At 60.2% G+C, this 23,125-nt stretch carries 20 protein-coding genes; 11 read left to right on the top strand and 9 right to left on the bottom strand.

From position 1 onward, the window contains the following. Positions 1–4: 4 nt before the first annotated feature. On the bottom strand, positions 5–1,402 hold the full coding sequence (locus PSH57_RS27810; RefSeq protein ID WP_305386780.1) for a COG3014 family protein: 1,398 nt from the start codon (positions 1,400–1,402) through the stop codon (positions 5–7). Between the two features lie 312 nt (positions 1,403–1,714). Between PSH57_RS27810 and PSH57_RS27805 the strand changes: the two genes are divergently transcribed. Both PSH57_RS27805 and PSH57_RS27800 read left to right on the top strand, forming a co-directional pair. Next, positions 1,715–3,613, top strand: coding sequence for an FTR1 family protein (locus PSH57_RS27805; protein WP_305386779.1), 1,899 nt, complete (start codon positions 1,715–1,717; stop codon positions 3,611–3,613). Positions 3,614–3,740: 127 nt separating this feature from the next. Beyond that, complete coding sequence (locus PSH57_RS27800; protein ID WP_305386777.1) at positions 3,741–4,196, top strand: YaiI/YqxD family protein; 456 nt, start codon at positions 3,741–3,743, stop codon at positions 4,194–4,196. 120 nt (positions 4,197–4,316) lie between these two features. Here PSH57_RS27800 and elbB read toward each other — a convergent pair whose 3' ends face one another. Then, positions 4,317–4,985: an isoprenoid biosynthesis glyoxalase ElbB gene (gene elbB, locus PSH57_RS27795; RefSeq protein WP_305386776.1), complete on the bottom strand. Its 669-nt coding sequence runs from the start codon at positions 4,983–4,985 to the stop codon at positions 4,317–4,319. 123 nt (positions 4,986–5,108) lie between these two features. Between elbB and PSH57_RS27790 the strand changes: the two genes are divergently transcribed. Further along, entirely contained in the window at positions 5,109–6,344 is a 1,236-nt protein-coding gene (locus PSH57_RS27790; protein ID WP_305386775.1) for a sterol desaturase family protein, read from the top strand. On the opposite strand, the gene PSH57_RS27785 is transcribed toward PSH57_RS27790, so the two are convergent. Then, positions 6,325–6,948: a DedA family protein gene (locus tag PSH57_RS27785; protein ID WP_256229839.1), complete on the bottom strand. Its 624-nt coding sequence runs from the start codon at positions 6,946–6,948 to the stop codon at positions 6,325–6,327. The genes PSH57_RS27790 and PSH57_RS27785 overlap by 20 nt on opposite strands. A gap of 205 nt (positions 6,949–7,153) precedes the next feature. On the opposite strand from PSH57_RS27785, the gene hemB reads away from it, so the two are divergent. After that, positions 7,154–8,167, top strand: a complete 1,014-nt coding sequence (hemB, locus tag PSH57_RS27780; RefSeq protein ID WP_305386773.1) for a porphobilinogen synthase — start codon at positions 7,154–7,156, stop codon at positions 8,165–8,167. Between the two features lie 17 nt (positions 8,168–8,184). Beyond that, positions 8,185–10,407 carry a polyphosphate kinase 1 gene (ppk1, locus tag PSH57_RS27775; protein WP_305386772.1) on the top strand — a complete coding sequence of 741 codons (2,223 nt, stop codon included), beginning with the start codon at positions 8,185–8,187 and terminating at the stop codon, positions 10,405–10,407. Between the two features lie 184 nt (positions 10,408–10,591). Here ppk1 and ppx read toward each other — a convergent pair whose 3' ends face one another. The 5 genes from ppx to PSH57_RS27750 form a co-directional block, all read right to left on the bottom strand. Beyond that, positions 10,592–12,094 carry an exopolyphosphatase gene (gene ppx, locus PSH57_RS27770; RefSeq protein ID WP_305386771.1) on the bottom strand — a complete coding sequence of 501 codons (1,503 nt, stop codon included), beginning with the start codon at positions 12,092–12,094 and terminating at the stop codon, positions 10,592–10,594. Positions 12,095–12,272: 178 nt separating this feature from the next. Next, a complete protein-coding gene (locus PSH57_RS27765) occupies positions 12,273–13,010 on the bottom strand; it encodes an amino acid ABC transporter ATP-binding protein (protein ID WP_305386770.1) in 738 nt (245 codons plus the stop codon). Further along, on the bottom strand, positions 12,997–13,647 hold the full coding sequence (locus PSH57_RS27760; RefSeq protein WP_256229846.1) for an amino acid ABC transporter permease: 651 nt from the start codon (positions 13,645–13,647) through the stop codon (positions 12,997–12,999). The genes PSH57_RS27765 and PSH57_RS27760 overlap by 14 nt, the downstream gene beginning before the upstream one ends. Continuing rightward, a complete protein-coding gene (locus PSH57_RS27755; RefSeq protein ID WP_305386767.1) occupies positions 13,644–14,312 on the bottom strand; it encodes an amino acid ABC transporter permease in 669 nt (222 codons plus the stop codon). Before PSH57_RS27755 ends, PSH57_RS27760 begins: the two co-directional genes overlap by 4 nt. 21 nt (positions 14,313–14,333) lie before the next feature. Continuing rightward, positions 14,334–15,119: a transporter substrate-binding domain-containing protein gene (locus PSH57_RS27750; protein WP_305416233.1), complete on the bottom strand. Its 786-nt coding sequence runs from the start codon at positions 15,117–15,119 to the stop codon at positions 14,334–14,336. Between the two features lie 253 nt (positions 15,120–15,372). Between PSH57_RS27750 and PSH57_RS27745 the strand changes: the two genes are divergently transcribed. The 6 genes from PSH57_RS27745 to PSH57_RS27720 all read left to right on the top strand — a co-directional run bounded on the left by PSH57_RS27745 (position 15,373) and on the right by PSH57_RS27720 (position 21,592). Further along, positions 15,373–16,080 carry a FadR/GntR family transcriptional regulator gene (locus PSH57_RS27745; protein WP_305386766.1) on the top strand — a complete coding sequence of 236 codons (708 nt, stop codon included), beginning with the start codon at positions 15,373–15,375 and terminating at the stop codon, positions 16,078–16,080. A 121-nt stretch (positions 16,081–16,201) separates the two neighbouring features. Next, positions 16,202–16,531: a thioredoxin TrxA gene (gene trxA / locus PSH57_RS27740; RefSeq protein WP_186654618.1), complete on the top strand. Its 330-nt coding sequence runs from the start codon at positions 16,202–16,204 to the stop codon at positions 16,529–16,531. A 242-nt stretch (positions 16,532–16,773) separates the two neighbouring features. Next, on the top strand, positions 16,774–18,033 hold the full coding sequence (rho, locus tag PSH57_RS27735) for a transcription termination factor Rho (protein ID WP_025216061.1): 1,260 nt from the start codon (positions 16,774–16,776) through the stop codon (positions 18,031–18,033). A 122-nt stretch (positions 18,034–18,155) separates the two neighbouring features. Next, positions 18,156–19,622 carry a 4-hydroxy-3-polyprenylbenzoate decarboxylase gene (ubiD, locus tag PSH57_RS27730; RefSeq protein WP_305386761.1) on the top strand — a complete coding sequence of 489 codons (1,467 nt, stop codon included), beginning with the start codon at positions 18,156–18,158 and terminating at the stop codon, positions 19,620–19,622. Then, positions 19,622–20,590 carry a CDP-6-deoxy-delta-3,4-glucoseen reductase gene (locus tag PSH57_RS27725; protein WP_305444800.1) on the top strand — a complete coding sequence of 323 codons (969 nt, stop codon included), beginning with the start codon at positions 19,622–19,624 and terminating at the stop codon, positions 20,588–20,590. The genes ubiD and PSH57_RS27725 overlap by 1 nt, the downstream gene beginning before the upstream one ends. A gap of 333 nt (positions 20,591–20,923) precedes the next feature. Continuing rightward, positions 20,924–21,592, top strand: coding sequence for a gamma-glutamylcyclotransferase (locus PSH57_RS27720; protein ID WP_305386759.1), 669 nt, complete (start codon positions 20,924–20,926; stop codon positions 21,590–21,592). Here the strand turns inward: PSH57_RS27720 and glpT are convergent. Then, the gene (glpT, locus tag PSH57_RS27715; RefSeq protein ID WP_256229860.1) at positions 21,568–22,917 is read right to left on the bottom strand and encodes a glycerol-3-phosphate transporter; all 1,350 of its coding nucleotides are present in this window, start codon (positions 22,915–22,917) and stop codon (positions 21,568–21,570) included. The two genes, PSH57_RS27720 and glpT, sit on opposite strands and share 25 nt — an antisense overlap. Positions 22,918–23,125 lie beyond the last annotated feature (208 nt).

The raw sequence follows: 23,125 nt of genomic DNA, 5'->3' as shown, positions 1-23,125 counted from the left end.
GTTCTTAAGGTTGCTTGATGCTGGCGACGGCGGTCGGGTTGGTGCTCGGGATCACTTGGGCGGCCAGGCCACCGGCGAAGACCTGATTGCCTACTGCCCGCAGGCTGATGACCTGGTAACGCTGATCGACGGTAACCTTGACTACCGAACCGCCTACCGCGCTTGGCAAGGTGACCTGGTGTTCACCTTTTTTCAGACGCAGACGCACCACCTGGGTGTAGTCCGGCAGGGTGCGCCAGGTCCGGGTGTCCGCGCCTTCGAGCACGGCCGAAGTAAGGCCCACCGCGAGGCCGGCCAGGGGATTGGTTTCGTTGATCTGTTTTTGCGCCACGCCACGGGTGATCGCGCGCACGGTTGTGCGCAAGATGATGCCGGGCATGTCGTCACGCAGGGCGCGGCGGGACATGGCTGTGGTGCTGTTGAGCTGGGTCAGGTCCAATTGACGACCGTCGACACCGATTTGGCTGAACGCGGCGGTGGAGGTATCAGGTTTTATCAGTGGGAAGGAAAGTGGCGTGATCACCACATTGCCGCTGATGGGCAAGGGCAGGGGAATGCGGATCGAGTCCCGGGACGGCGCCAGACCGCTCTGCACCACAATCAGAATGTCGCTTTCATCCTTCTTGCCGGCAGGCTTGTCGAGGTTGATCAGTGCCTGCTCCAGCAGCGGCGTATTCGGACGCAGTTCGGCGGCTTTGCGATAACCCGGCGCGGCCAGGTCTTTTTCGCCCAAGGCTTCGTAGACGAACCCGGCCAGATAATGGCTGAACGCGCTTTGGTAGCTGTTTTTCAGACTGATCACTTCCGGCGCATCGAGGCTGGCCACCGGGTAGCCCTGCAGGTCCTTGTACTCGGTCTTGACCCCTTGCTTCTCGGCGTCTTCCTCGCGCTTGAGGTATTCCTTGTCCCGCAAGTCGGCAATCACCGCTTCGCGCTCGTGAGTCTTCTTGATCTGCATCCGTGCGCCGTCGAAGTCGTTCACGGCCAGCAGGTTCAGAGCCATCTGCGTGGTCAGCATGACCTTTTCGTAGTCGTAGCCTTCATAGCGTCGGACTTTGTCGTTGACCAGAAAACTGCCGAACTGTGCCAGATATTTGCCCGTATCGAGCTTGACCGCATCTTCCCACTGGCCCACCTGCTGATCGGCGCTGGACCAGGCAGCCTGGCTGCCGGGCAGGTCGCCCTTGGCGCGAAGCAGTTCGCCTTTTTCGAAGAAATACAGCAGGTCTTTGTCTTGGCTGGTGTTGTTCTTCTCCAGCAGGGTCAACGCTGCGTCGACATTACCGGAAGCCAGTTGCTGATTGGTCTGGGCCAATTCACTGTCGTAGTTGCGAAACGCAGAGCAGCCAGACAACAAGGTGATCGCGCCGAGGGCGATCGAAAGAGCGGCACGGGATGCCATGAATACTTCTTCCCTGAGGTATCAGCCGGGGGTGCGGGTCGGGCTGGGACGATCCACGGACGAGCGCCGGGCGCTGTCGGTTCCTCATAACCGGAGGAGCTTTTATGCCATCGGACAATAAGAAGGCGGCGGGATTATAAACATGGCCGTTAGCTATGTAATGGCTTTTTAATCTCGGAATGCATTTTTTGTGACATCACTTCCAAAGCATGAAGATCCGATGAAATGTGCTCCTGAAACACATCAGCCCTTGAGCGAAGGTCATTGGAAGTGAACAATGTGTTACTTCTTATTTCCAACTGAGAGTCATTCATGACTGCCCCGTACCGTTTTCTGGCCTGGCTTGCGCTGCCGTTGTTGGCGCTGTGCAGTGCCAATCTATTGGCCGACACCCTTGAGGGCGCCCCCAAGGCGCTGCATTTACTGGATTACATCGGGGCGGATTATCCGGCGACGGTGCAGGCGGGCAAGGTGGTCGACGAGTCTGAATACCGCGAACAACTGGAATTTACCCAGCTCCTGGAAGGGCTGATCGTTGCGCTACCAGCCAAGCCTGAGAAAGCAGAGCTGACACAAGGCGTCGGCGCCTTGCGTAGCGCCATCACCGAGCATCAGGACGGCGATAAGGTTGCCCGCCTGGCACGGCAACTGGGGGCCTGGCTGGCGGTGGCGTATGAGGTCAGTCAGGCACCGGTCATCACCCCGGACCCGGCCCGCGGAGCGCCGCTGTATGCGCAGAATTGCTCGGTGTGCCACGGTGACAGTGGGGCCGGCGACGGTCCCGCCGGTGTCGGCCTGGAGCCTGCGCCCGCCAACCTGCGCGATGGGGCACGCCTGGATCATCTGAGTCTCTACGCGATCTACAACACGCTTGGTATGGGGGTCGAAGGCACTGACATGCCGGCCTTCGCCGATCAGCTCGATGACCGTCAGCGCTGGGATCTGGCGACGTACATCGCCAGCTTCAGCGCCGATCCGGCGGCCGCTAAAAGCGGGCAGACTTTCAACCTCGCTGACCTCGCTCGCCAGACTCCGGCCGAAATCCTCGCGGCGCAGGGCCCTGAAGCGGCAGCCACCTTTCGCGCCCAGCGTGCCCAGCCGCCTCAGGTGCAGCGTGGCCCGGCGCAGTTGCTCGACTACACAGCCGCCACCCTGGATAAAAGCATCGCGGCGTATCGCGCCGGTGACCACGACCAGGCCTATGACCTGTCGGTAGCGGCTTATCTGGAAGGCTTCGAGCTGGTGGAAAGTTCGCTGGATAACGTCGATGCCAATGTGCGCAAGAACACCGAAAAAGCCCTGATGGCCTATCGTCAGTCCTTGCAGGATGGCTTGCCGGTCGAGCAGGCCGAGCAGCGACTGGACGCGGCCAAGGCCAAGCTGACGGAGTCGGCGGATCTGCTGGGTGGCGACGGTCTGAGCTGGTCGCTGAGTTACATCTCGGGCTTGTTGATTTTGCTGCGCGAAGGGCTGGAAGCGATTCTGGTGCTGGCGGCGATCCTGGCGTTCCTGCGCAATACCGGCCAGCAGTCAGCGGTTCGCAGCGTCAACGTCGGTTGGGGTCTGGCGCTGCTGGCTGGCCTGGCGACCTGGGGGCTGGCCGCCTATGTGATTGACGTCAGCGGCGCGCAGCGCGAATTGCTCGAAGGCGCAACGGCATTGTTTGCCAGTGTGATGGTGCTGTGGCTGGGTGTGTGGATGCACGACCGGCGTCATGCGGCGGCCTGGCAGGATTACATCAAGAGCAGCCTGGTGGGCGGCGGCGGACGTTTCGGTTTCGCGATCCTGGCGTTTTTCTCGGTCTATCGCGAGCTGTTCGAAGTGATCCTGTTCTACGAAACCCTGTGGCTGCAAGCCGGCCCCGCCGGGCATGATGCCGTGTTGGCTGGTGGCGCCACGGCGCTGGTGCTGTTGGTCGGTTTGGCCTGGGTGATTCTGCGTGGCTCGGCGAAACTGCCGCTGGCGTTGTTTTTCAGCATCAATGCCGGATTGCTCTGCGCGCTGTCGGTGGTTTTCGCCGGTCATGGCGTGAAGGCGCTGCAAGAAGCCGGGATTTTTGGAACCCGTCCGGTGGCGTTCTTCGATTTTGACTGGCTGGGCATTCATGCCGATGCTTATTCCTTGGCTGCCCAAGTGGTGGCGATCGTGGCGATTGTGGTGCTGTACGGGCGCAGTTGGGTGGCAGAGAAGCGTCGGTTGCAGGTTTCCTGAATAGCATTCACTGCGCTCATAATCGCGGGCAAGCCTTGCTCCCTCAGTCAGCACTCGCCTGGGGAGCAAGGCTTGTGTGGGAGCAAGGCTTGCCCGCGATGCTTTTAACTCTAGAGGAAACCACTCAATGCGTGTATGGATCGACGCCGACGCCTGCCCCAAGGCCGCGAAGGAACTGGTGGTCAAGTTCGCCTTGAAGCGCCGGTTCGAGGTGGTGCTGGTGGCCGGCCAACCGCAGATCAAGCCGGCCCTGGCCTGCGTGAAGCTGATCGTGGTGCCCAGCGGGCCGGACGCGGCGGACGATTACCTGGTGGAGCATGCCGTACCGGGTGAGCTGGTGATCTGCAGCGACGTACCATTGGCTGACCGGCTGGTGAAGAAGGGGGTTGCGGCACTGGATCCGCGGGGCAAGGAATTCGATGCACAGAACATGGGCGATCGGCTGGCGGTGCGCAACCTGTTCACCGACTTGCGTGAGCAGGGCCACGTGGGCGGCGGGCCGCCAGCGTACAGCGAGCGGGACAAGCAGGGGTTTGCCAATGCGCTGGATCGGATACTGACGCGGTTGGTCCGGGTTTCCTGAATCTTGCTTGGAGCCTTTGTGGGAGCAAGCCTGCTCGCGATGGCGGTGTGTCAGTAAACAGATGCATCAACTGAACTGACGCCATCGCGAGCAGGCTCGCTCCCACATTGAATGATGGTGTTACTCATCGTTTTCGTGAGTCAACTCCAATACCCGGTCCACCAGTTTGTTGATCCCCGAAGCCGCTTCGCTGATGTTCTGCGCCAGCATGTAGGCCGGAGTACTGACCAGCTTGCGCGCAGTGTCTTCGACGATGTCGGTGACAGCGCAGTCTTCGTGGATGCCGCCCATTTTGGTTACGGCGGCGGCGGTGTCGACATCTGTGCCAATGGTGCAGGTCACCCCCGGACCATAGATTTTTGCCGCCAGGGCCGGGGAAATGCAGATCAGCCCCACCGGTTTTCCGGCCTCGGCAAAGGCTTCGGTCAGCGCCAGAAGCTCCGGCTGGACGGTGCAGCCCGCGCCTTCGACGGCAAAGTTGGACAGGTTCTTCGCCGCGCCGAAACCGCCAGGCACGATCAGCGCGTCGAAGTCCTCGACGCTGGCTTCGCGCAAATCCTTTACGTTGCCCCGGGCGATCCGGGCGGACTCCACCAATACGTTGCGGCTCTCGGACATTTGCTCGCCGGTCAGGTGATTGATCACCTGCAACTGCACGATGTCGGGGGCGAAGCACTGCACCTGTGCGCCGCGCTGGTCGAGGCGCAGCAAGGTGATCACGCTTTCTTGGATCTCTGCACCGTCATACACGCCACAGCCGGAAAGGATCACTGCAACTTTTTTGCTCATGGGGTTTTCTCCAGATTCATGGCGTTAAATGTCCACTAATTTGTCACTCGTTGCCATAGGGTTATCGGGCTGCTACACCTAATCTGCCGACTATCTCCCTGCTTTGTCTGCTCGGGTCGCGTCATGAATTTCATTCTGTATGCCGTGCCGTTTTTCTTTGTGCTGATTGCCGTCGAGTTGCTGGCTGATCGCTGGCGGGGTGTGAGCCACTACCGCGTGGCAGACGCCATCAACAGCCTGAGCACCGGCGTGCTCTCCACCACGAGCGGTTTGCTGACCAAGGGCGTGGGGTTGGTGACCTACGCGTTTGCCTTGGAACATCTGGCCGTTATCCATTTGTCTGCCGACCAGGCCTGGGTCTGGGTATTGGCCTTCGTGTTCTACGACTTCTGTTATTACTGGCTGCACCGCTTGGGCCACGAGCGCAACATCCTCTGGGCGGCTCATTCGGTGCATCACCAGAGCGAGGAGTACAACCTTTCCACTGCGTTGCGCCAGACCAGCACCGGGTTCTTGTTGAGCTGGATTTTCTACTTGCCGCTGGCCATGCTCGGCGTGCCGCTGGTGGTGTTCGTCAGCGTGGCGGCGTTGAATCTGCTGTATCAGTTCTGGGTCCACACCCAGCACATCCCCAAGCTCGGTTGGCTGGAGTGGTGTTTCGTCACGCCGTCCAATCATCGTGCCCACCATGCACAGAACCCTCTTTACATGGATCGCAATTACGGCGGGGTGTTCATTATTTGGGACCGTCTGTTTCGCACCTTTCAGGAAGAAGACGAAAACGAACCGGTGATTTTTGGCGTGACCACGCCGCTGGCGAGCTGGAACCCGTTGTGGGCCAACCTGCAGTTCTATGCACAACTATGGGCCGATGCCCGACGGGCCGCGCACTGGCGGGACAAACTGCGGATCTGGTTTATGCCCACCGGTTGGCGGCCGGCGGATGTCGCGGCCCGGTACCCGCTGAACAAACCGGACCTGAGCCAGTTCCGCAAATTCGAGGTGCCGCTGGACGGGCGCCAGCAGTGGTACGTGGCGCTGCAGTTCTGCGTCTATATTGCGCTGGGCAGTTACTTGATGAACCTGGAGAACAGCCTGCCGGTTACGGCCCTGGTGTTGGGCTGGGGCGCTGTGGCGTTGGGTCTGTTTGTGTTGGGCGTCGCCCTGGAGAATCGCCCCTGGAGCCTGAGGCTGGAGCTGTTGCGCCTGGCTTCTAACCTGCCGCTGGTGTGGCTGGCGCCGCTGGCGGAACTGTGGCCGGGCAGCTCCGTGGCCTGGGTCGGGTTGCTCAGCTACAGCCTGCTCAGTGGTATCGGGCTATATTGCTGCCGCAGCCGGGTTACTCGGTTGGCGTCGTAGGCTCGCTGGTCCTGGCTTGCTCCAGCCGTTCGGCTTCGAGGACTTTCCTGGCCAGGCGTGCATTCTTGATACGTCGACGCAGCCACAGGCACAGCCCCAGCACCAGCAGGGCACCCAGTACCCACAATTCATATTTCTTGATGCTGCCCAGCATGCCCTCGAGCACCGCGCCGAAGTGGTACGCGGCGGCGGCCAGGGCAGTGGCCCAGATCGCCGCGCCGATACCGTTGAGCAACAGATAGCGGCCCGGCGGGTAGCCTGACAGCCCGATGGCCACCGGCATTACCGTGCGCAGGCCGTAGACGAAGCGAAAGCTCAGCACCCAGATGTCCGGATGCCGGCGAATGTGCGCCAACGCGCGATCACCCATCAATTGCCAGCGGGGTTTTCGCGCCAGCAGCTTGCGGCCGTGCTTGCGACCCATGAAGTACCACAGTTGATCGCCCGCGTAGCTGCCGCAGAACGCCACCACCACCACCAGATTGATGTCCATGTAGCCTCGGAACGCCAGGAAACCTGCGAGCACGAGGATGGTTTCGCCTTCGAAGAACGTGCCAATAAACAAGGCCAGGTAGCCGAAGTCATGGAGAAATTGCTGGAGCATTGTCTGGGTGCTGGCGAAATGAACGCGCAGCCTAACCCTTCGGGCACATTCAGGAAAGTATCGAGATGTGTCTCGACGTGAACATTTCCTGCAACGACAATGACTGCGACGACGGGACGCAGGTGCACATATCTGTCATCTGTTCGTCATAATGGCCGTCTATAACTGTCACGCTCGCCCGTCAGCGCGGGCTCAGGAGTCTGCCGTGAGCTTTACCCCCGCCAATCGTCTGTTCCCCGCTACCCGCCTGCGTCGCAATCGCCGTGATGAGTTTTCTCGTCGGCTGGTGCGTGAAAACGTGCTGACCACAGATGACCTGATCCTGCCGGTGTTCGTGCTCGACGGTGAAAACCGTCGCGAAGCGGTGGCATCGATGCCCGGAGTTGAGCGCCTGACCATCGACTTGTTGCTCGAAGAAGCCGCCAAGTGGGTCGAACTGGGCATTCCGGCGCTGGCGCTGTTCCCGGTCACGCCTGCCGAGCTCAAGTCCCTGGACGCCGCCGAAGCCTGGAACCCCGACGGCATCGCCCAGCGTGCAACCCGCGCCCTGCGTGCCCGTTTCCCTGAGCTGGGCGTGATCACCGATGTGGCGCTGGATCCGTTCACCACGCATGGCCAGGACGGCATTCTCGATGAAGAAGGCTATGTGCAGAACGACGTGACCGTCGATGCATTGGTCAGGCAGGCGTTGTCTCATGCCGAGGCCGGTGCTCAGGTGGTGGCGCCGTCGGACATGATGGACGGCCGCATCCAGGCGATCCGCGAAGCGCTAGAGGTGGCCGGTCACGTCAACGTGCGGATCATGGCTTACTCGGCCAAGTACGCCAGCGCCTATTACGGCCCGTTCCGTGATGCGGTCGGCTCGGCGCTGAACCTGGGCAAGGCCAACAAGGCCTCTTATCAGATGGACCCGGCCAACAGCCATGAAGCCTTGCACGAAGTGGCGGCGGACTTGTCAGAAGGGGCTGATATGGTCATGGTCAAGCCGGGCATGCCTTACCTGGACATTCTTTGCCGGGTCAAAGACGAATTCAAAGTACCGACCTTTGTTTATCAGGTCAGCGGTGAATACGCCATGCACATGGCAGCAATCCAGAACGGCTGGTTGAGCGAAGGGGTGATCCTCGAGTCCTTGACCGCTTTCAAACGTGCAGGAGCTGATGGCATCCTGACTTACTTTGCCGTGCGCGCCGCCCAATTGTTACGAGAGCAGAAATAGCCTCCCAGGAACTTGCGATGAATACCGAAGGACTCTCTGAAGTTGCCGTAAAAGATGCTCAGCCCGTGGTCGAGCAGGTCGCCGAGACACCGCCGGAGCATGAGGCTGTGCCTACGCCGCCGGTGGTGGCCGAGGCCCCCGTGGCCCCTGCGATTGTCATTCCCAGCCTGGATGACAGCAGCCTGTACATCCATCGCGAGCTGTCGCAACTGCAGTTCAACATCCGCGTACTGGAGCAGGCGCTGGACGAGTCCTACCCGCTGCTGGAGCGGCTCAAGTTCCTGCTGATCTTTTCCAGCAACCTGGACGAGTTCTTCGAGATTCGCGTCGCCGGCCTGAAGAAGCAGATCACCTTTGCCCGAGAGCAGGCCGGCGCTGACGGCCTGCAACCCCATCAGGCCCTGGCGCGGATCAGTGAGCTGGTCCACGGTCACGTGGACCGCCAGTACGCGATTCTCAATGACATTCTGTTGCCCGAGCTGGAAAAACATCAGGTTCGCTTCATTCGTCGGCGCAACTGGAACACCAAGCTCAAGACCTGGGTTCGCCGCTATTTCCGCGATGAAATTGCACCGATCATTACCCCGATCGGTCTCGACCCGACGCACCCGTTTCCGCTGTTGGTCAACAAGAGCCTGAACTTCATTGTCGAGCTCGAAGGTATCGACGCCTTTGGTCGCGACTCCGGCCTGGCGATCATCCCCGCGCCGCGCCTGCTGCCGCGCATCATTCGTGTGCCGGAAGACGTCGGTGGTCCCGGTGACAACTATGTGTTCCTGTCGTCGATGATCCACGCCCATGCCGATGACCTGTTCCAGGGTATGAAGGTGAAGGGTTGCTACCAGTTCCGCCTGACCCGTAACGCCGACCTGTCGGTAGACACCGAAGACGTCGAAGACCTGGCCCGCGCTTTGCGCGGCGAGCTGTTCTCGCGTCGCTACGGTGACGCGGTGCGCCTGGAAGTGGCCGACACCTGCCCCAAACACCTGTCCGACTACCTGCTCAAGCAGTTCAACCTGCATGAGACCGAGTTGTATCAGGTCAACGGTCCGGTGAACCTGACACGACTGTTCAGCATCACCGGTCTGGACAGCCATCCGGAACTGCAATATTTGCCGTTCACGCCGCAGATCCCGAAATTGCTGCAAAACAGCGAGAACATCTTCAGCGTGATCAGCAAGCAGGACATCCTGCTGCTGCACCCGTTCGAGTCGTTCACGCCTGTGGTCGACCTGCTGCGCCAGGCGGCCAAGGATCCGCATGTATTGGCCGTGCGCCAGACTCTGTATCGCAGCGGCGCCAACTCGGAAATCGTCGACGCCCTGGTGGACGCGGCGCGTAACGGCAAAGAGGTCACGGCGGTGATCGAGTTGCGGGCGCGCTTCGATGAAGAGTCCAACCTGCAACTGGCCAGTCGTCTGCAAGCGGCCGGTGCGGTAGTGATTTACGGTGTCGTCGGCTTCAAGACCCACGCCAAGATGATGCTGATCCTGCGCCGTGAGGCTGGCGAAATCGTGCGTTACGCCCACCTGGGCACCGGCAACTATCACGCCGCCAACGCTCGCCTGTACACCGACTACAGCCTGCTGACCTCCGACGATGCCTTGTGCGAAGACGTCGGCAAACTGTTCAGCCAGTTAATCGGCATGGGCAAGACTCTGCGCATGAAAAAACTGCTGCACGCGCCGTTCACCTTGAAAAAGGGCATGCTCGACATGATCGCCCGGGAGACGCAGTTCGCCCTGGACGGCAAACCGGCGCACATCATCGCCAAATTCAACTCGCTGACCGATCCGAAGATCATCCGCGCGTTGTACAAGGCCAGCCAGTCGGGCGTGCGCATTGACTTGGTGGTGCGCGGCATGTGCTGCCTGCGGCCGGGTATCCCGGGGGTTTCCCACAACATCCATGTACGCTCGATCATCGGCCGCTTCCTGGAACATACGCGGGTGTTCTACTTCCTCAACGGTGGGGAGGAGCAGATGTTCCTGTCCAGCGCCGACTGGATGGAGCGCAACCTCGACAAGCGCGTCGAGACCTGCTTCCCGGTGGAAGGCAAGAAGCTGATCCTGCGGGTCAAAAAAGAGCTGGAAAGCTACCTCACCGACAACACCCACAGCTGGAGCCTGCAATCGGACGGTCGCTACATCCGCAACACGCCGACCGGCAATCAGAACGCACGCAGCGCCCAGGCGACATTGCTGGAGCGCTTGGGCAGCCCGTTGCTGACGGTTCGTTAAAAAACGGTGGGGGAGGCAGGCTTCGCTTTTGTGGCGAGGGGATTTATCCCCGCTGGGCTGCGTAGCAGCCCTAAAACCTGCCTACCAGTTTTGTCGGGTTGATTGCATTCAACTCTTTGGGGCCGCTTCGCGGCCCAGCGGGGATAAATCCCCTCGCCACAAAAGATCTGTGTTGTAGCTGGATTCAGTGGATGTTCAGCACAATCCCGACCCGGGTAAGCCATTCGGCTTCCTGGGCGAAGTCGGCCTGGGTCAGCTGGTTCTCTTCCAGCCAGCCTTCGGGAAACAGCACATCCAGTTGGGCACCGTTGGCATGCAGCACCACCTGGGGCATCTGCTGGGTGCCGCGGATGTGGTGGAACAGAATCGCGAAGCGCAGCAGCACGCACAGGCGAATCAGCTTGATGCCGTCATTGCCGAACTCGGCGAATTTATCCCTGGGAATATTGCGCCGGTGGCCACGCACCAATAGCGCGAGCATCTGCTGGTCTTCGCGGGAGAAACCCGCCAGGTCCGAATGCTCGATCAGATAGGCGCCATGCTTGTGGTAGTGATAGTGGGCGATGTCCAGACCCACCTCATGCACCTTGGCGGCCCAGCCCAGCAGTTCGCGCCAGACCCCGTCGTTCAGGTCCCAGTCGTCGGCCACCTGGTCGAAGGCGTGTAGCGCCTTGCGCTCGACCCGGGCGGCCTGTTCCTGATCGACATGGTAACGCTCCATGAGCGAGCCCAGGGTGCGCTCACGGACGTCTTCATGGTGGTGACGCCCGAGTAGGTCATAGAGCACGCCTTCGCGCAGGGCGCCCTCGCAGTGGTCCATGCGTTGCAGTTCGAGGGCGTCGAAAATCGCCTCGAGGATCGCCAGTCCTGCCGGGAAAATCGCCCGGCGGTCGGGCTTGATCCCTTCAAAATCGATCTTGTCCGAGTCGCCCAGCTTGAACATCTTGCGCTTGAGCCAGGCCAGGCCTTCGGCGTTGACCTCGCCAGTGCCGTGGCCACCGGCCTTGAGGGCCAGGCCAATGGCGCGAATCGTGCCCGAGGAGCCGATAGCTTCATCCCAGGTCAGGCGATGCAGGGCATGTTCGATGCTCATGATTTCCAGGCGCGCGGCCGTATAGGCCTGGGCGTAGCGCGCCGGGGTGATCTTGCCGTCGCGGAAATAACGCTGGGTGTAGCTGACGCAACCCATTTGCAGGCTTTCGCGCAGCAGCGGTTCGAAGCGCTGGCCGATGATGAATTCGGTACTGCCGCCACCGATGTCCGCCACCAGGCGTTTGCCCGGAGTATCGGCCAGCGTATGGGAGACACCAAGGTAAATCAGGCGGGCTTCTTCACGCCCGGAAATGACTTCCACAGGATGGCCGAGGATCTCTTCGGCGCGGCGGATGAATTCGCCACGGTTGCGCGCCTCGCGCAATGCGTTGGTGCCCACGATCCGCACCGCCCCCATGGGCATGCCGTTGATCAGTTGGGCGAACCGCTTGAGGCAATCGAGCCCGCGCTGGATGGATTCCTCGCTCAGCTGGCGCTCTTCGTCGATACCGGCGGCCAGTTGGACCTTTTCGCCGAGCCGCTCAAGAATTCGGATTTCCCCGTTCTGGGCCTTGGCGACGACCATGTGGAAGCTATTGGAGCCCAGGTCTATGGCTGCGATCAGGGACAGATTCTTGGCTTGGGATGGCGGCATGGTCAAAAAGTCTCGGTCGATAACCTCGCCATCCTGCCACGATCAACCGCTTACGCCAACGCAAAGGCGACCGCTTCGCGGTCAATCGCGAGCAGGCTCGCTCCCACAAGTGACCAGGTCGCGATCGAAGTGGGAGCGAGCCTGCTCGCGATGAGGCCAGAAGCGGCGCCGCAGAACCTCAGGTGGCCGACTCGACCGTCCCGATAAAATTCGCCAGTTCGGCTGTCTGCGGATCGGCAAACAACACCTTGGGGTCCCCCGTCTCATGCACCTTGCCCTGGTGCATGAACACCAGCTTGTCGCCCACTTCCCGGGCGAAACGCATTTCGTGGGTGACCATGATCAGCGTCATGCCATCCTTGGCCAACTGTCGCACCACGCCGAGCACTTCATTGACCAGTTCCGGGTCCAGGGCCGAGGTGATTTCGTCGCACAGCAGCACTTTGGGTGACATGGCCAGCGCGCGGGCAATCGCGACTCGTTGCTGCTGACCACCGGACAAGCGGTCCGGGAAGGCATCGAATTTCTCGCCAAGCCCGACCCGTTCCAGCATCTGTCGCGCCAGTTCAGCCGCTTTGGCCTTGGGTACTTTTTGTACAACTTGCGGCGCGAGCATCACATTTTCACCGACGGTCAGGTGCGGGAACAGGTTGAATTGCTGGAACACCATCCCGACTTTCTGCCGCAGGCTGCGCAGATCGGCGCGGGCGGCATCGAGGTATTCACCGTCGACTTCAATCACGCCGTCGTTGATCGACTCCAAACCATTGAGGGTGCGCAACAGGGTGGATTTGCCCGAGCCGCTGCGACCGATGATCGCCACGACCTGGCCTTCCTCGACGCTCAGGTCGATGCCTTTGAGCACATGGTGATCGCCGTAGTATTTATGCAGGGCGGAAATTCTAAGCAGAGGCATGCAGTCTCCTTTCCAGGTAGCGCGCACTGAGGGACAAGGGGTAGCAGAGCAGGAAGTAACCGAGGGCAACCAGGCCATACACCATGAATGGCTCGAACGTGGCGTTGGCAAGCATGCCGCCGGTCTTGGTCAGTTCGGTAAAGCCAATGATCGAGGTCACCGCCGTGCCCTTGACCACTTGCACCGAAAACCCCACGGTCGGCGCCACGGCGATGCGCAAGGCCTGGGGCAGGATTACGTAGCGCAACTGCTCCAATGGGTTGAGGGCCAGGCTCGAGGAGGCCTCCCACTGGCCGTTGGGGATCGCTTCGACGCAACCGCGCCAGATCTCCGCCAGATAGGCACTGGTAAACAGCGTCAAGGCGATTGCCGCTGCCATCCATGGGGAGATTTCCACCCCGGCCAGGGCCACGCCGAAGAACACCAGAAACAGCTGCATCAACAGCGGCGTGCCCTGGAACAGCTCGATGTAGGTGCGAGCAATGTTGCGGGGCAGGGCGCTTTTGGAGATGCGCAGCACCATCACCAGCAGGCCGATCACGCCGCCCCCGATAAACGCCACCAGCGACAATGCCAGGGTCCATTGCAGGCCCGTGAGCAGGTTGCGCACCACGTCCCAGAAAGTGAAATCGCTCATTGGCTGCTCCTGGCAATGTAGCGGCGACCCACCCAATTCAGCAATTGGCGGATCAACAGCGCCATGCACAAGTAGATCAGCGTGGTCAGCGCATAGGTCTCGAAGGCGCGGAAATTACGCGACTGAATGAAGTTGGCGGCAAAGCTCAGCTCTTCGGTGGCGATCTGCGAGCAGACCGCCGAGCCGAGCATCACGATGATGATCTGGCTGCTCAGGGCCGGCCAGACCTTGCCCAGCGCCGGCAGCAGCACCACATGACGGAAAGCTTCGAAGCGGCTCATCGCCAGGGCCGCGGCGGCTTCCAGTTGCCCACGCGGGATGGCCTGGATGCCGGCGCGGATGATCTCGGTGGAATACGCACCGAGGTTGATCACCATTGCCAGTACCGCTGCCTGCCATTCGGAGATCTGCAACCCCAGGGACGGCAGGCCGAAGAAAATGAAAAACAGTTGCACCAGAAATGGTGTGTTGCGGATCAGTTCCACGTACACGCCGAAGATCGCCGCGAACGGACGAATATTCCACGCCCGCACCACCGCACCGACGATACCCAGGCCAACCCCGAGCAGCGCGCCGATGGCCGTCAACTCCAAGGTGAACAAGGCGCCGCGCAACAGCAGATCGGTGTTCTGCACCACCGGCATAAAATCGAACTGATAAGCCATGCTCAACCTCTCAGGCGACGGTCAGAGATCGGCCGGCAGCGGCTGCTTGAGCCAGGTCTGGGAGTTTTTCTCCAGGCTGCCATCGGTTTTGGCGGTGGCCAGGATCTGGTTGACCTTGTCCAGCAACGCCGGCTCGTTCTTGTTCACGCCCACGTACACAGGCGAATCCTTGAGTTTTACTTTCAGCGCCGGGACGCGCTTGGGGTTGCGTTCGCTGATCGCGACCATGACCACGTTGCCGCTGGCGATCAGGTCCACCTGGCCGGCCAGGTAGGCGGCAATGGTCGAGTTGTTGTCCTCAAAGCGTTTGATCGTGGCGCCTTGGGGAGCGACCTTGGTCAGCTCGATGTCTTCGATGGAGCCACGGGTGACGCTGATGGTCTTGCCCTTGAGGTCGTCCAGACCGCTGATGGCGGCATCGGGCGGACCGAATACGGCGAGATAGAACGGCGCGTAGGCATTGGAGAAGTCGATGACTTTTTCACGCTCGGGGTTTTTCCCCAGGCTGGAGATCACCAGGTCGACCTTGCCGGTGGTCAGGAACGGAATGCGGTTGGTGCTGTTGACGGGCGTCAGTTCAAGCTTGACCTTGAGCTGATCGGCCAGCAGTTTCGCGGTGTCGATGTCCAGGCCGCGCGGCTTCATGTCCGGGCCTACCGAGCCGAACGGCGGGAAGTCCTGGGGCACTGCGACCTTGAGGGTGCCACGCTTGACCACGTCTTCCAGGCCGTCCGCTTGAGCGGGCAGATGAGCGAGCATCAGGCTGGCGAACAGGGCGGTAAGCAGGGCGCTGTAACGCTTAATCATGGCGAATCTCCGCATCGGTGATGTGATTTCTGCGTTCGGACAGAGCACAGGCCATGCCAAGCTGGGTTTTAATCTGCCGAAGCCACGGTTTTACTGGTCGGATGAGGTCTTACTGGTCTGAACAGTTGCGTCGCGTTTCGCACCTTTATCGGGCGTCGGTATTTGCCGCCGAACCCAACTGGAGCACGACTTGCCGGGCGCGGCGTTTAGCTTTACAACTGGTCGCTCACTGGCCCGGTTCGTCTGAAAAACCATGAATTCCATCTCGCGCGCGGTACCCGAAGTGGCGCTGCAAGCCATCCGTAAACTGATCGTCGATGAAGGCTTCGCTCCTGGGGATGCGCTGCCGTCGCAACGGGACCTGGCGTTGCAATTGGGGGTGAGTCGAGCCTCGCTGCGTGAAGCGCTTTCATCGTTGAGTGCATTGGGAGTCATCAGCGTACAGCCGGGCAAGGGTGTGTTCGTGCAGTCGGCGGTGGAGGTTTCGCGCAGCGCGCTGGCCCCGGGCTGGCCATTCGCGGCCCAGGCTTCGCCAGTGGATATCTTCCAGTTGCGTTATGCCCTGGAAGGTTTCGCGGCCGGGTTGGCGGCGGTGACGTTGAGTGCCGATGAACTCGACACACTGGAGGACAACGTCGAGGCCATGCGCCGGGAGCTCAAGTCCGGGGATTTCGACGCAGCGGCGCGGCTGGATTTCGAGTTCCATCGGCGCATCCTGCAGGCCAGCGGCAACCAGGCGATGCTGAGCATTCTTACCGCCAGCGCCGACATCTTCCTGGAAAGCCAGAAACTACCGTTCATCCGAGCGGAACGGGCGATGGAAACCTGGCAAGAACATCGCAAAATCCTTCGGGCGCTGGCCCGTCGCGCCTCGGGTGCTGCGCAAAAAGCCATGCAAGAACATGTACGTAATGCTGCGCTGCGTACTGGGATTTCCTTTGTCGCGCCCGTGAACTCTTGACTTGAGCTATACCCAAATACATCTGACGCCATAGCGAGACTCAATCAACTCAAGCTTCCTGAAGCTGGGAAGGGCGGCTATGATGGGCCACGTTTTTTTGCTGACAATCCCGGAGATTTCAATGAGCAGCGATCTGATCAAACACGTTACCGACGCTAGCTTCGACGAAGAAGTACTTAAGTCCGAAGGCGCGGTACTGGTCGACTATTGGGCAGAGTGGTGCGGTCCGTGCAAAATGATCGCCCCGGTCCTGGACGAAATCGCCGAGACTTACAAAGGTAAGTTGACCGTCGCCAAGCTGAACATCGACGAGAACCAGGAAACTCCGGCCAAGCATGGCGTGCGTGGTATCCCGACGCTGATGTTGTTCAAGAACGGCAACGTCGAAGCCACCAAGGTGGGTGCACTGTCGAAGTCGCAACTGGCCGCTTTCCTCGACGCCAACATCTAAGCGCCGAATGCTGCTGAAAAAGCCCCGCTAATCGCGGGGCTTTTTTCGTTACTCGGGGCTAGACGCTCGCAAACCCAGGTGTTACATTCGGCCCCGCACTGGTTTCTCCTTTGCCCCCTGCAAGCCGTCGCCGACGCACTCCTTTCGAATAAGTACGCGATCCTGTCGCCTTCTCCGCGGCGCGGCCTCATTAAGCCAAAAGCTTAATTTCCCCCCTCCATAAATGATTACGTCATTCCTATATGAATCTGACTGAACTCAAGCAAAAGCCGATTACCGAACTGCTCGAATTGGCCGAACAGATGGGCATAGAAAATATGGCCCGTTCGCGCAAGCAGGACGTGATTTTCTCCCTGCTCAAAAAGCACGCGAAAAGCGGCGAGGAAATCTCCGGTGATGGCGTGCTGGAGATTCTCCAGGACGGCTTCGGCTTTCTCCGCTCCGCAGACGCTTCCTATCTTGCCGGCCCAGACGATATCTACGTCTCGCCGAGCCAGATCCGTCGTTTCAACTTGCGCACCGGTGACACCATCGTTGGCAAGATCCGCCCTCCGAAGGAAGGCGAGCGTTACTTCGCATTGCTCAAGGTCGACACGATCAACTTCGACCGCCCGGAAAACGCGAAGAACAAGATTCTCTTCGAGAACCTGACTCCGCTGTTCCCGACCGTGCGCATGAAGATGGAAGCCGGTAACGGTTCCACCGAAGACCTCACTGGCCGGGTCATCGACCTGTGCGCACCTATCGGCAAGGGCCAGCGCGGTCTGATCGTGGCGCCGCCGAAAGCGGGCAAGACGATCATGCTGCAGAACATCGCGGCCAATATCGCTCGTAACAACCCTGAAGTTCATCTGATCGTGCTGCTGATCGACGAGCGTCCGGAAGAAGTGACCGAGATGCAGCGCACCGTGCGCGGCGAAGTGGTTGCCTCGACGTTCGACGAGCCGCCGACCCGCCACGTGCAGGTTGCCGAGATGGTGATCGAGAAAGCCAAGCGCCTGGTCGAACACAAGAAAGACGTGGTGATCCTGCTGGACTCCATCACCCGTCTGGCCCGTGCCTACAACACCGTGATCCCGAGCTCTGGCAAGGTGCTGACCGGTGGTGTCGATGCCCACGCCCTGGAGAAACCGAAACGTTTCTTCGGTGCCGCGCGCAATATCGAAGAAGGCGGCTCGCTGACCATCATCGCCACCGCGTTGGTTGAAACCGGCTCGAAAATGGACGAAGTGATCTACGAGGAATTCAAAGGCACCGGCAACATGGAACTGCCTCTGGATCGCAAGATCGCCGAAAAGCGCGTCTTCCCGGCCATTAACATCAACCGTTCCGGCACCCGCCGTGAAGAGTTGCTGACCGCCGACGATGAGCTGCAGCGTATGTGGATTCTGCGCAAGCTGCTGCATCCGATGGATGAAGTCGCTGCCATCGAGTTCTTGGTCGACAAGTTGAAGCAGACCAAGACCAACGATGAGTTCTTCCTGTCGATGAAACGCAAGTAATCGATCAGGCGGGGCAGCAAAGCCGGGGAAACCCGGCTTTTTGCTATCCGTGCATTCACTATTCTGAACGGGCGGCGTTAAACTCGGGCCCCCGAACGCCACGGCTACCATGAGGCTTTTGCATGCAGTATCGCGACTTGCGCGACTTTATCAGCGGTCTGGAACAGCGCGGCGAACTCAAGCGCATCCAGGTGCCGGTGTCCCCCGTCCTGGAAATGACCGAGGTCTGCGACCGTACGCTGCGAGCCAAAGGCCCGGCGCTGTTGTTTGAAAACCCGACCGGTTATGACATCCCGGTGCTGGGCAACCTGTTCGGCACGCCGGAGCGCGTGGCCCTGGGCATGGGCGCCGAGGCCGTCAGCGAACTGCGGGAGATCGGCAAGCTGCTGGCGTTCCTCAAAGAGCCCGAGCCGCCTAAAGGCCTAAAGGATGCCTGGTCCAAGCTGCCGATTTTCCGCAAGATCATTTCCATGGCACCGAAAGTCGTCAAGGACGCTGTCTGCCAGGAAGTGGTGATTGAGGGCGACGATGTCGACCTGGCGATGCTGCCGGTGCAGACCTGCTGGCCGGGCGATGTGGGGCCGCTGATTACCTGGGGCCTGACCGTCACCAAAGGTCCGAACAAGGATCGCCAGAACCTCGGTATCTACCGTCAGCAGGTCATTGGCCGGAACAAGGTCATCATGCGTTGGCTGAGCCACCGTGGCGGTGCGCTGGATTACCGGGAGTGGTGTGAAAAACATCCTGGTCAACCGTTTCCGGTGTCCGTGGCCCTGGGCGCGGACCCGGCGACTATCCTCGGCGCCGTCACGCCAGTGCCTGACAGCCTCTCCGAATATGCTTTCGCCGGGCTGTTGCGTGGCAACCGTACCGAACTGGTGAAATGCCGCGGCAACGATCTGCAAGTCCCGGCCACGGCCGAGATTATTCTTGAGGGCGTGATCCATCCCGGCGAAATGGCCGATGAAGGTCCGTACGGCGACCACACCGGCTACTACAACGAAGTCGACAGCTTCCCGGTGTTCACCGTCGAGCGCATTACCCATCGGATCAAGCCGATTTACCACAGCACCTACACCGGCCGTCCGCCTGATGAGCCGGCCATTCTTGGGGTGGCACTGAACGAAGTGTTCGTGCCGATCCTGCAGAAGCAATTTCCCGAAATCACCGACTTCTACCTGCCGCCGGAAGGCTGCTCGTACCGCATGGCCATAGTGACCATGAAGAAGTCGTACCCAGGGCATGCCAAGCGGGTCATGCTTGGGGTCTGGTCGTTTTTGCGACAGTTCATGTACACCAAGTTCGTTATCGTCACTGACGACGATATCAACGCACGGGACTGGAACGACGTGATCTGGGCCATCACCACGCGCATGGACCCCAAGCGTGACACGGTGATGATCGAGAATACGCCGATCGATTACCTCGACTTCGCCTCGCCAGTGTCCGGCCTGGGCTCGAAGATGGGGCTCGATGCCACGCATAAATGGCCCGGTGAAACCACCCGTGAATGGGGCCGGGTTATCGTCAAGGATGAAGCCGTTACCCAACGGATCGATGCCATCTGGAATCAGTTAGGAATAGATTGATGCGTGTAACCTTGCAGCCTTCCGGGGCGGTGCTGGACATCCGGCCCGCCGAGCGGATTCTCGATGGCGCGCGACGCCTGGGCTATGAATGCCCGCAAAGCTGCCGTAATGGCAACTGCCATGTCTGTGGTGCGTTGTTGGTGGAAGGCCGCGTTGAGCAGGCTGGCGAAGTGCGCGATCACGGTGAGATTTTCACCTGCATCGCCGAGCCCCTGGAGGACTGCGTGGTGCTGTGGGATGGCGTGCTGTCGCCGGGTGAGTTGCCGGTGCGCAGCCTGGCGTGTCAGGTCACCGAGTGCGCAGAGGTGGGCGGCGATGTCTGGCGGGTACGCCTGCGCGCGCCGGCGGGCAAACCGCCGCGCTATCATGCGGGGCAGTACCTGATGATCGAGCGGGAGAATGGCGAGAAATCCGCGTTTTCCCTGGCCTCGGCGCCGCATTCAGGGCGCGAGCTGCAATTGCACGTATTGGTGCGCGAAAACAGTGCGCAGACGCTGTTGGAGCAACTTCAGCGCAACCCCAACGTGCGCATCGAAATGCCCTTTGGCGACACCCACTTGTCCGAGTTGCCGGAGGGCCCACTGGTGTTGATTGCCGCCGGTACCGGCATGGCGCAGATGCACAGCCTGATCGAACATTGTCGCGCAGCGGGCTTCAAGCACCCGGTGCATTTGTATTGGGGCGTGCGGCGTCCGGAAGATTTCTATGAAATCGAGCATTGGGATGAGTGGAAAAAACTGCCGAATCTGTATCTGCACAAAGTCGTCAGCGATCTGTGCGGCTGGGAAGGTCGTTGCGGGATGCTTCACGAAGCTGTGTGCGAAGACATCAGCAATCTCAAGGATGTATATGTCTACGCCAGCGGTTCGCCGGCCATGATCTATGCCACGCTCGATGCCTTGGTAGAAGCCGGAATGGACGCCCACCAAATGCGCGCCGACGTGTTTGCCTATGCGCCGCGCTCTTGAGCCGCGCTCTTGAGCCGCTCTTGAAACTTGATTGAGGTCTGTTTTTTGTAGCGAGGGAATTTCAGCTTTGTGGGAGCAAAGCTTGTTCGCGGAACAGGCACCTCGGTCTCTGAAAGAGCGCATCGCTCTCTTCGCGGGCAATCCTTGCTCCCACAGGGTTATATACCTGGCGATATATCGATTCGATATTTAGCACGCGCGCTAGATGTCGTTAAGGTATATGCCTGAGTTCCAGGCATTCATGGCATCCAACTTGCCTTGATTCTGATCAGCGTCAGTGTCATGACGGCGCTACCCAACTTCCGACTCGCGAGGAGCCAACCGCTACCGGCCATGACCTCTATCGAATCCGCCATTACCAGCCTCCCATACCCGCCAAACCTCGACCTGGGGCCGCAGCTGACCCGTGAGCAATTGCTCGCCTCGATGCAATTGACCATGAGTCTTCACCAGGGCGGCCCGGTCTGGTTGTTCGCTTACGGCTCGTTGATCTGGCGGCCGGAGTGCATGGCGGTGGAGCGGATGCGCGGCCGGGTTCATGGTTATCATCGCGGTTTGTATCTGTGGTCTCACGAACATCGCGGTACACCGGAGTTGCCGGGGTTGGTGTTCGGTTTGGATCGCGGCGGTTCGTGCAGCGGTTTCGCCTACCGATTGCCGCAGGAGAATCTCGAAGACTCGCTGTTCGCCCTCTGGCAGCGCGAGATGCCGGTTCCGTCCTATCGCCCGCACTGGCTCAGTTGCCGTCTGGAGAATGGCAGTCGGGTGCAGGCCTTGGGCTTTGTCCTGGAGCGGCACCTGCCCAGCTATGCCGGCAACTTGCCGGACCATGTGCTGAGTCAGGTGTTCGAAAGCGCCTGTGGGCGCTATGGCACCACGCGCGATTATGTCGAGCAGACCATTCACGCCCTGCGCAGCCACGCCATGCCAGACCGGAATCTGGAGGCGCGGCTCAAGCGCTGCAAATCAGCCCTGGATCAGGCCACCGCTTCGCGGCTCTGACTGGCGATTTGCTTGTGCCACAAGGTTGGCGCGAGGAACGCCATCGCCAGCAGGCAAGCACCCACCAGCAATACAAAACCACCGTCCCAGCCGAAATGGTCCACCGTGTAGCCCATGGCGGCACTGGCTGCGACCGAGCCGCCCAGGTAGCCAAACAGCCCGGTGAAACCTGCGGCGGTGCCGGCGGCTTTCTTTGGCGCCAGTTCCAGGGCCTGCAAACCGATCAACATCACCGGGCCGTAGATCAGAAAGCCGATGGAAACCAGGGCGATCATGTCCACGGTCGGATTACCGGCCGGGTTCAGCCAGTACACCAGCGTCGCCACGGTCACCATCGCCATGAACACCATGCCCGTCAGGCCACGGTTGCCGCGGAAGATTTTGTCCGACATCCAGCCGCACAGCAGCGTGCCGGGGATGCCTGCCCACTCATACAAAAAGTACGCCCAGGAGGTTTTATCCACCGTGAAGCCTTTGGCTTCCTTGAGGTAGGTGGGCGCCCAGTCCAGCACGCCGTAGCGCAGCAGGTAAACAAACACGTTTGCCATGGCGATGTACCAGAGCATTTTGTTACGCAGCACGTACTTGACGAAGATTTCCTTGGCGCTGAACTCGTTCTCGTGAGTGGCGTCGTAGCCTTCCGGGTAGTCGTTCTTGTATTTTTCGATGGGCGGCAGACCTACCGATTGCGGGGTGTCGCGCATGGTCGCGAAGGCAAACAGCGCCACCAGTAGCGCCACGGCTGCTGGGACATAAAACGCCGCATGCCAGTCATTGAACCAGCCCATCCCCAGCAGGAACAACGGCCCAATCAAGCCACCGCCGACGTTATGCGCCACGTTCCAGACCGACACCACGCCGCCGCGTTCTTTCTGCGACCACCAGTGCACCATGGTCCGGCCGCTGGGTGGCCAACCCATGCCCTGGGCCCAGCCATTGATGAACAGCAGGATGAACATCATGGTGACGCTGGAGGTTGCCCAAGGCGCGAAACCGAAAACGAACATCACCCCCGCCGAGACCAGCAAACCGAATGGCAGGAAATAGCGCGGGTTGGAACGGTCGGACACCAGGCCCATGAGGAACTTCGAAAGCCCGTAGGCGATGGCGATGGCCGACATGGCCAGGCCCAACTGACCCCGGGTGTAGCCCTCGTCGATCAGGTATGGCATGGCCAGGGAGAAGTTTTTGCGCAGCAGGTAATAACCGGCGTAGCCGATGAAGATGCCGGCGAAAATCTGCCAGCGAAGGCGTCGGTAGGTGCTGTCTATTTTTTCTTCAGGCAGGGACGCCTGATGTGCGGCAGGACGAAAGAAAGCAAACATTCAAGGGCTCCAGATTCTTGTTATGACTGCGGATGCGAATGTTACAGTTTCGTTACCGAAAATAGCATCGCTTCTCATCGCATAAACAGTGGAAATTTCCCTTGATGAATGTTCTTAAATGAACATGTCGCTCAGGCATACGCTGATGCCGCTGTAGGAATTGCCTTATTAAGGCCGCAGATACCGGGCGCCGAGCGTGTTGCCCTGA

This window comes from Pseudomonas hefeiensis (genome assembly GCF_030687835.1).
In the GTDB taxonomy this organism is placed as follows: Bacteria; Pseudomonadota; Gammaproteobacteria; order Pseudomonadales; family Pseudomonadaceae; genus Aquipseudomonas; species Aquipseudomonas hefeiensis.
This window is presented reverse-complemented; position numbering and strand designations above follow the sequence as displayed.